Origin of the sequence: Burkholderia sp. 28_3 (genome assembly GCF_003253915.1) — a bacterium.
Classification (GTDB): Bacteria; Pseudomonadota; Gammaproteobacteria; order Burkholderiales; family Burkholderiaceae; genus Burkholderia; species Burkholderia cenocepacia.
Genome location: NZ_QKZF01000056.1, coordinates 1 through 8,833, shown reverse-complemented (window position 1 = coordinate 8,833; position 8,833 = coordinate 1). Strand labels below are relative to the sequence as shown.

Below are 8,833 nucleotides of genomic sequence, written 5' to 3'. Positions count from 1 at the left end.
TTTGGACCTATACCCGTGGAGTACATAGTTTGAGGGCGAAAAGCGTGAAAGCGTTCTGCGGTGGGGTCGCCAAGGACTCTCCGTTTCGATGTATGCATACATCGAAATACATCGTTTCGGTTATCGGCTGTTCAGGCTCCGAGGATCTTTCGTATTGCACGCGCGAAGCCGACATCGAACACTGTCCGACCGTGTTCGTTCACGATCTCGCCATGGCTGCCTTCGTGTAAGCCATGTCTTTCGAGGTAGTCGGCAGAGACCGCCTTCCCCAGCGCTTCACGTTCTGAAGGAGTGAGCTGCGCGTTGTGGCCGTTTGTCGTTGTTGGCAACGCGATGGCGTCTCCTGACGCGCGCACACCGATTGGGCGTCGATCCACGACGACTTGCGCGTTGGATTTCAGAAGGTTGACCTCGGCCCGGAGCTTGTCTCGTTCCCCGATGATTGCTTGCATGATGGAGCGGATCGCGGGGTCGTGAATACGCATGAGGTATTCGTGGCTTGCCAGCGGTTTCGATGGTCGAAGTGTCGGTGGCCCGGCATACGTCGCCCAGGCCGAAATCAGCTCGCGGTAGTCTGCCGATTGCATGTTGTAGAGGACGCGTCCCTTTAGGACGCCTTCCGCCTCGGCCAGGCGACCAATGGTTGAGAGAGAAAAATCGCGCGAGCCTGATTCCTGATGCCTGCGACAAATCTCGTGCAGCGCTTTTAGCCTAGCAAGCCGATGGGCACGACCACCCTTGGCGAGCAGCGTGCCGAGAAGCACGTTCGGGTGGTCGAATGTCGCGCTGTTCATGCTTGCGACTCGTCGATTCGTTGAGGCTTGCGCTTGAGCATGCCGGTGGCATTGCATTCCGGCAGAAACGTGGCGAAATCAATGCCAAATCGCTCGCTGAGACTCCGGCCGGCGTCCATCAGGTTGATGACCTGCCGCGTTCCCAGCACTGGATTAGCGGGGTTCATCTGCCGCGCGAGACGGCGCATGAATGCGTTGCCAACGCGGAGTTGTTCTTCTTCGCCCAGCGTCATGAAGACGGGCGCAAGGTGATCGCGATAAAGCACGGCATCGAGCAACTGACTACGACGGAATACTGCCTTGCCTGCATCGAGATCCGGATAGAGCTCGACATCGTCGCAAACTCCAGCGAGCTGAAGCAATTCCGATTCGGTCTCTTCGAACGCGATGTGCACATCGCTCGCGGTGCCCACCGCCACTAGTTGAGTAGAGTCTTCGACGGCCCGGTCGAGCGCAGCCTTGCAGCGCTCAATGAGCCGCCAACAAGCGGTGAGATCCTCCGCGAAGTCGTTAAATCGCTTCATCGATCCTTCCCACACGCGCTCAGCTTGCCGAAAGGCATCGAGATGAAGGAAGACCTCGCCAGCGTCTTCAGCGTCAGCCTTCTGCTTCTTTAGGTCAAGAAGCACGCGTTCATTCGCGAGGCAAGCATTGCGGGCCTCGTCGAAATGGTAGGCGATCGTGTTGAAGTGCGCGGCGAGCGATGGAAGGTAGTGAGGCTCCGTCACGAACCAGCGGCATCGAACGCAGTTGCGATTCCCTCCCGGAACGGGAGCGTGCTTTGCGTTGCCAACGGCAGTCCCCGGCAAAACCATCGGACCTCCGTTGTGGCATCCGCCAATCGAACGATTCTCCATCGAATCGCTGGCGTTTCCTCCAGCGAGGCAAAGGCCGTGGTGCATTGGCATCCAGCCCAACGCGTTTCTTGCCGCTGGATGCTCAGGGATTGCATCTGAAACACTGCTCACACTATTGCAGATCGCACTTCGGACAAGTTCGTCGTGTGCGGTATCGAGCAGAAAGTTCTGAATGCTCGCATTCTTATTTGCATCCAGGCGAGCCTTCGCATCGAGGAGGACGTCGCGAATATGGGTGGCTCCAGGCTTGGTGTAGTACAAGGTCATGACCAACCGGCTATGACCGACAAGCTTCTGCAGCACAGGGAACGGCACCTGTCCTTCCAAGGCCAGTGCAGTGACAAGGGAGACTCGCAAACTGTGAAGTGGGAACAACGTTCTCTTCTTGGACTGGGGCGGCAGCAGCCGAATCGGTGTTCCGTTGTGGTGAGTTTCGGAACGCCCGGCGAGCCGTGATTCGAATGCCTTCAGCAAATAGAACCAGCACGAATTGAGCGCCTGATCCTGAAGCGGAAAGTTACGCATTCGTGCCGTTGGATATTCTGGCAATCGGAAGAGAAAGCACGCGTCAGGATAGCGCGCCAACTGAAAATCAGTCTTGGCAATGATATGTCGACGATCAAGTTCTGCCCATGAGGTCCGACGCGAGATGGGGTTGTACTTCTCTTGCCAGTTGCGCAGCTTCTCGATCCAGTAGAAAACATTCTGGTGAAGCGCCCCGCCGTGCGTCCATGGCAGTAAATAGCCCTTCTCTGGCCCTGACTTAGAGACGTCGGCGGTCTTGTTCGTGTTGATATAGAGGATCGCCAGTGCGTTCTCGTTGTTGTTGCGATCATAGTCGCGCCGGAACACACCCTGCTGTAGCGGCCGAGATTCGCTTCCTTCTGCTATCTCGCTGCTGTTTCGCTCCCAACGTCCTGCCGCATAGCGCCAGGTGTCTGCCTCTCCGGAGTCAAGTACGCGGACCTGGCTAGTTCGTAAGGGCAAGATAAGCTTCACAAGCAGTGCAACCCATCGGACTGGACTCCACATCTGCAACACTTGACCACCGCGATAGTTTCGACTCAGCTTACGTATGCGCCAGACGCAATCCGGATCGTCGCGATCAATCTCGTCTTCAGTCACGTCGAGCCAATCAGGCGCGCTCGCACCCATATGGCCGATCTTGCTCCCGAGCGCACCATGTGCCCATTGCCAATCGCGAAAATGGGGTCCCGCCGCCAGCATCTGCCGAAGTTGGTCGATGTAGCCATAAGGCAGTGGTGAATAAACGCTCTCGCCGCGCTTCGGCAACCCCGCTTTCGACATACGACGTACCGGGTTGTGATAGCCCTGCATTAATACGGCGTTATCGTTTTTACCAATCTGACTGAAATGCCGAAGCAACACAAACTGCAGAAAAGCGTGGATAAGATTGTTCGCGCTGATGCCCCAAGGAGAGTCAGGACACGCCGTTCGGTGAAATTCTGGAACCTGTGTCGTTTGCGCCAGGAATACACTCGGGTCCAGCGGCAGGCTCTGCAGAATGAGGTAGCGCTCGAAGAAAGTCGATAGGGCCTGCAGCCTTTGGTGTAGACCATGCGTTTCCCCACCGAGCCACTCCAAGGCGAAGCCTCTCCAGGCTGCAAGTTCTGGATAGAACTCCACCACCCAGGTCAGGGTTGCATCCGAATCGCGTCGCATGCTGCGCTCGGTCCTTGCCGCCTTGCGACGCCCCTTGGGTTTAGTTGGAGAGGTCTTGTACATGTGTTTGCTCGGTCACGTGGAGATGTGGCTAGTCAGATGAACGGACCAAATCGGACAGAGGCGTCGTAAGAAGTCCATCCAGCCGGTGCGCCGCTTGCTGAAGTGCTTCTCGGGCTTCGCTAAAGCTTGCTTGTGTGTAGATCTCCTGGCTCTCGATCGATGCGTGATGCATGAAGCGGCGAATCATCGGCTTGTCGATTCCCGCGTGCTTCAAACGCTGGCCGTAGGCGTGTCGGTGCCCGTGCGGAGTTGTGCCAAGCGCCTTGCCAACTTCGAGGCCAATGCGTTTGCACGCGGCCGCGTGAGCCTTGTTGTACTGCGTGAGGGTGTATATCGCACCATAGGGTGCGCGCCGCAGGTTCACGAAAGCGAACGGATGATCCCGATCGAAATGCGCAAGCTGCTTCAGATAGCGATGCCAAAGTTCCAGAAACCACTCGCCGTACTCCGGCACGAACCAGTACGCCTGCTTGTAGTACGGACCGTCGTGCATGCCGCCTTTCCAGCCAGCATGCCGACGGTCCATCAAGTCTGTACGCGGCACAAGGCCGAAGCGCTGGCCGAGGTATTCTGCTCGGTTCGATTTACGTGGTCGTCCTCGCTCGTCGCACCAGTCAGCAGGCGCGGCCCCGTAGTGCGGATGGTGGATGAGGACCTTGGCTTGACGCGGGTCCTGTGGATCTGGAAATACGTCCTGAACGTAAAGGTGAAAAGGCTCCGACTCTCGAAATCCCGCGCCATGGAGCAGTAGCGTGATCAAGATGCCACGATAGTCGTAACGATCGCCGTTGCGAAAGCCTTTGAAGAGCAACGCTTCAAAGTGACGTTCTGGAAAAGCTGGCGGCTCACCTCGCGCGACCTTCGGGATTCTCCGGTAGCGAAGCCAATATCCTGTGGCGCGCGCGGTGGCATTCGACGCCCACGTATGCCCAAGGAAGGCCTTGCTTCTACGATACTGGTAAGCGGCTTCATCGATCTGTCGATCGAACGTGCTGCCGACGTACCGAGGATTGACGCTGGCTGCTTCAGGACGAACTTCGCCCAACCAATTGAAGAAGTCGCTCAAATGGATGATGATGCGTGCCGCGTCGTGCGGCGAGCGAGGCGGCCAGCAAAGGCCCGTGGCGTCGATTCCTGTTTCGCGATTGAACGTTCCTGTATACAGGCGCTTCGCGAAATTCTGAAACAGTCGATGAGGGTCGCGTTCGGCGGGGTTGAGTTGGATGTACTCAAGAAAGAGCCGCACCGATCGCGTCACCTTGCGCATCCATTCCAGACTGCGATCGTGGCTTCTATGCAGGAAATAATCAATCAGCGGCTCGAGTATCCCCGTCGCGGCGAGCAGGGCGGGGATCTCAGTGTAGACGCCGGTTTCGTCCGTGAGGACCTTTGCTTTGATGCTGACGAACATCGCTCGACAGAAAAAGCAAACACTCTACGCACGCTTTAAGTCACCACGTTGACCGTTGTAAGTCATCGCTGCTCCCGAATCGACTCACCGATAAGAGGGACGTGCCGACGCGCACTTCGCTGCGATAAAAAAGCTGACGGCGGATAGCGCGGAGACAAGCAACACCGTCCATTCGACGGCGACATATCCATCCGTCAATCCCCAGATGCTGGCCGCTGCGATGGGCGCGATGCCCTTCGCAATGTTCGACGGAAACGACAGCATGCCGCTGATCGCGCCGTAGCCCTCCGTCCACAGAAACTGCTGGACGATCGTGCCGCGCAGGATCGTCATCATTCCGTTGGCGGCGCCATAGCAGAGCGCGAAGATCCACAAAAGCGCAGCGGATTTGCCAGCCACAATCAGGACGACCGTCGAGACGGGAAAGAGTGTCACCACGATGAAACCAACTGTCGTGATGGTGACCTTGCGATCGAATGCGAACCAGACCGCGCGGGCGATGACTTGCGCGGGTCCTATCAGCGCCATGGTGATGTCCAGGACCGTGTTGGTGACGCCGCGCTCGACCATCAACGGGACCAGATGAAATGTGAGCGCGGCGAAGGTCGCGTAGTAGGTTGTGAAGCACAGTGCGAGCGCCCAGAAGGTAGGCGTGCGCAGTGCACGTCGCGTTGCCGCAGCATCGACCGCCGTGCGCTCCGCGCTCGGCTGGGCAGCGTTCGGGTCGATTCGTGAGGAGCGGATTGCGAAGACATGAATCGGCAGGCAAATGATTAGATTGCACGCGGCAAGTGCGACGAGCGCGAGACGCCAACCGGCCAGATCCACGAGGAACTGCGTGACCGGAATGAAAACCGTGCTCGCGAATCCCGCAACGAGCGTCACCAGTGTGATCTTGGTCTTGTATCGCAGCGGATAGCGATGCGTGAGCACGGCGAAGAGCGGGTCATAGAAGGTCGCAGCCATCGACAGGCCCAAGCCGATCCACGCTACGAAGAGAATCGTGAGCGACGATGTGGCCGACCACATCAGAAGCATGGCGGCCGCGATCAGCGATCCAATGGCCATGATTCGACGTCCGAGCCCGTGGTCGATCCATTTGCCCACCGGATACGCCACGAAACCCGAGACCAGCAGTCCGAGCGAGAGGGCAGCATTCGTGGACGTGCGGCTCCAGCCCATGGTCTGCTCCATGGGTACGACCAGCAGCGAAAACGAATAGTAGACCGAGCCCCACGACACCAGTTGGGCGAGCGCGAGCGCCCAGGTGGCCAGCGATTCGGCGCGATCCGTCGAGTTACTCGACTTCACTGTCGTCGGTGTCGGCGTTCTGTGCGCTGTGCTCATGGCTCATGGCTGCATTGGCGAGGACGGAAACTGATGCCGGAGCCTTCTCTTTACGCTCACTGTACCGGTCGGTCAGGTAATCTGAGCGGTCGCGCACGAGTAGCGTGAACTTATACAGTTCCTCCATCACATCGACCACACGATCGTAGTACGACGAGGGCTTCATGCGACCGCTCTCATCGAACTCCTGGAACGCCTTGGCTACCGAACTCTGATTGGGAACGGTCACCATGCGCATCCAGCGGCCGAGCACGCGCAAAGCGTTCACCGCGTTGAAGGATTGCGAGCCGCCCGACACCTGCATGACCGCGAGTGTTCGCCCTTGCGTCGGCCGGATGCTTCCGGAGTCGAGCGGCAGCCAGTCGATCTGGTTCTTGAACACGCCGGTCAGCGCGCCATGTCGTTCCGGGCTGCACCAAACTTGGCCTTCGGACCAGATGGACGCTTCGCGCAATTCGAGGACCTTCGGATGGTCGGCGGGCACGCTGTCGGCGAGTGGCAGACCATGTGGATCAAACACTCTGGTCTCGGCGCCTAACTTGCGAAGGATGCGCTCAGCCTCGAGTGTCAGCAAGCGACTATAGGAGGTCGGACGGAGCGAACCGTAGAGCAGCAAGATGCGCGGCGGATGATCCGAGATCGTCCGGGGTTCGAGCTTTGTGAGATCGGGCGTGTCGAGATGAGAAAGACTGACGTTCGGAAGATCGGTGGACATCGTATGGAAGCGGCTAAAGAGCTACGGGGTGATGGGGCGTGAGAGCAAAATCGCTGTGGCCGGGCACAGTTCAACGGCCTGGCGCGTGGCGAGGATCGCGGCAGGCGCGGTCTCGCGGCTCACAAGGTTGAATCCGGTCTTCTCGAAGAAGGCTTGTGCGTCAGTCGTAAGGAGCCACGCAGTTCTGGCGTCCGCGTCGAAGGCCTGACGCAGCAGCACCGCAACGAGATTCCGGCCGATGCCCTTGCTTCGACAGCTTGGCTCGACTGTCACCGAGCGGATCAGCACATCGCGCCCGTATTGTTCGAAGCCGCCGTATCCGACGTGCGAACCGGCAAGCGTCGTGAACCCGAAAAAGCGGCGCTGCGGTTCGTTGAGGTCATCGACCGGGAGGCCGTCACGGACCAGGGCCTTGACCAGACCGACGTCACTTCCGACGGTCTCGTGTGCAATGATTATGGCGCTCACACTCGCTCCTCAGGCCGTCTCGTACCAGCGCTGCGAGCGATTCACGACGCCAACCACCAGCAGCATGACTGGCACTTCGATCAGTACGCCAACGACTGTCGCCAGCGCCGCGCCAGACTGGAACCCGAAAAAGCTGATGGCGGTAGCAACGGCCAGTTCGAAGAAGTTGCTCGCGCCGATCAGACTGGACGGACCCGCCACGCAGTGCGCGACCCCGAGCTTGCGGTTCAGCAGATAGGCCAACCCGGAGTTCAGAAACACCTGAATGAGAATAGGGACTGCGAGCATCGCAATGACCAGCGGCTCCCGGACGATTGCTTGCCCCTGAAACGCGAACAGCAGCAACAGCGTGGCGAGCAGCGCGCAAATCGAATAAGGCCCGAGGCGGGACACCGTGCGATTGAAGTGGGTCTCACCCTTCGCGAGCAGCACGCGACGCAATAACTGCGCGATGACGACTGGAATGATGATGTAGAGACCCACCGACGCGATCAGCGTATTCCAGGGAACGGTGATGGCGGACAGGCCAAGCAACAGTGCCACGATCGGCGCGAATGCGACAATCATGATCGCGTCGTTCAGCGCCACCTGCGACAAGGTGAAATAGGGATCGCCCTTGCAAAGCTGCGACCAGACGAACACCATCGCCGTGCAGGGGGCGGCAGCCAGCAGAATGAGGCCGGCAATGTAGCTGTCGAGTTGCGCTGCGGGCAACCAGGCGGCGAAGACGTGGCGCACGAATATCCAGCCCAGTAGCGCCATGGAGAAAGGTTTGACGAGCCAGTTCACGAACAGCGTAACGCCGATCCCGCGCCAGTGGCCCTTGACCTGCGCCATCGCGCCGAAGTCGATCTTGATGAGCATCGGAATGATCATCACCCAGATCAGCACGCCCACCGGCAGATTGACCTGCGCCAATTCCATGCGACCGATCGCCTGAAAAAGGGACGGCAACCACTGGCCCAGCGCGATGCCCGCGACGATGCACAGCGCAACCCACACCGTCAGGTATCGCTCGAAGAAGCCAATGACCGGACGGCTCGCGCGAGCGACCGAATCAGTGCTGCCCATTGGATTCCTCGGCGGGACGTTCGCCAATCGCGCGCACTTCATTCTGGGCGGCATTGCGATCGAGTACGTGCAACGGCAGGTTCACAAACTGGCTCACCCGCGTCAGAATCTGCCGATAGACCTTGGTGAAGACCGCGCGCTTCTCTTCGTCGCTGCCCACGAATGCGGCAGGGTCTTCAAAACCCCAGTGCGCGGTGATCGGCTTACCGGGCCATATCGGGCACACCTCGCCAGCCGCCTGGTCGCACACGGTGATCACGAAGTCCATTTGCGGCGCGTCGGGTGCACCGAACTCATCCCAGCTCTTACTGCGCAGCCCGGCCGTGTCGTAGTCCAGCGACTCGCAGCGCTCGATCGCAAACGGATTGACCGCGCCTGACGGGTGACTGCCTGCGCTGAACGCGTGGAATCGACCCTTGCCTAG

The 8,833-nt window shown here is 59.1% G+C and carries 8 protein-coding genes; all 8 read right to left on the bottom strand.

The genetic code is table 11. The features are described 5' to 3' along the window. Positions 1 to 131 precede the first annotated feature (131 nt). On the bottom strand, positions 132 to 794 hold the full coding sequence (gmtX, locus tag DFS13_RS39195; RefSeq protein ID WP_012431293.1) for a gamma-mobile-trio protein GmtX: 663 nt from the start codon (positions 792 to 794) through the stop codon (positions 132 to 134). Continuing rightward, the gene (locus tag DFS13_RS39190) at positions 791 to 3,397 is read right to left on the bottom strand and encodes an integrase family protein (protein ID WP_012431292.1); all 2,607 of its coding nucleotides are present in this window, start codon (positions 3,395 to 3,397) and stop codon (positions 791 to 793) included. Before DFS13_RS39190 ends, gmtX begins: the two co-directional genes overlap by 4 nt. Before the next feature lie 28 nt (positions 3,398 to 3,425). Further along, entirely contained in the window at positions 3,426 to 4,808 is a 1,383-nt protein-coding gene (gene gmtY / locus DFS13_RS39185) for a gamma-mobile-trio recombinase GmtY (protein WP_012431291.1), read from the bottom strand. Positions 4,809 to 4,892: 84 nt separating this feature from the next. Continuing rightward, complete coding sequence (locus tag DFS13_RS39180) at positions 4,893 to 6,155, bottom strand: MFS transporter (protein ID WP_039346158.1); 1,263 nt, start codon at positions 6,153 to 6,155, stop codon at positions 4,893 to 4,895. Beyond that, the gene (gene arsH / locus DFS13_RS39175) at positions 6,106 to 6,870 is read right to left on the bottom strand and encodes an arsenical resistance protein ArsH (RefSeq protein WP_012431289.1); all 765 of its coding nucleotides are present in this window, start codon (positions 6,868 to 6,870) and stop codon (positions 6,106 to 6,108) included. Before arsH ends, DFS13_RS39180 begins: the two co-directional genes overlap by 50 nt. Before the next feature lie 21 nt (positions 6,871 to 6,891). Beyond that, positions 6,892 to 7,338: an arsenic resistance N-acetyltransferase ArsN2 gene (gene arsN2 / locus DFS13_RS39170; protein WP_012431288.1), complete on the bottom strand. Its 447-nt coding sequence runs from the start codon at positions 7,336 to 7,338 to the stop codon at positions 6,892 to 6,894. Between the two features lie 9 nt (positions 7,339 to 7,347). Beyond that, a complete protein-coding gene (gene arsB / locus DFS13_RS39165) occupies positions 7,348 to 8,409 on the bottom strand; it encodes an ACR3 family arsenite efflux transporter (RefSeq protein WP_012431287.1) in 1,062 nt (353 codons plus the stop codon). Continuing rightward, positions 8,396 to 8,833, bottom strand: a 438-nt coding sequence (locus DFS13_RS39160; protein WP_111442883.1) for an arsenate reductase ArsC, incomplete at its 5' end; no start/stop codon positions are given. The genes arsB and DFS13_RS39160, both read right to left, overlap by 14 nt.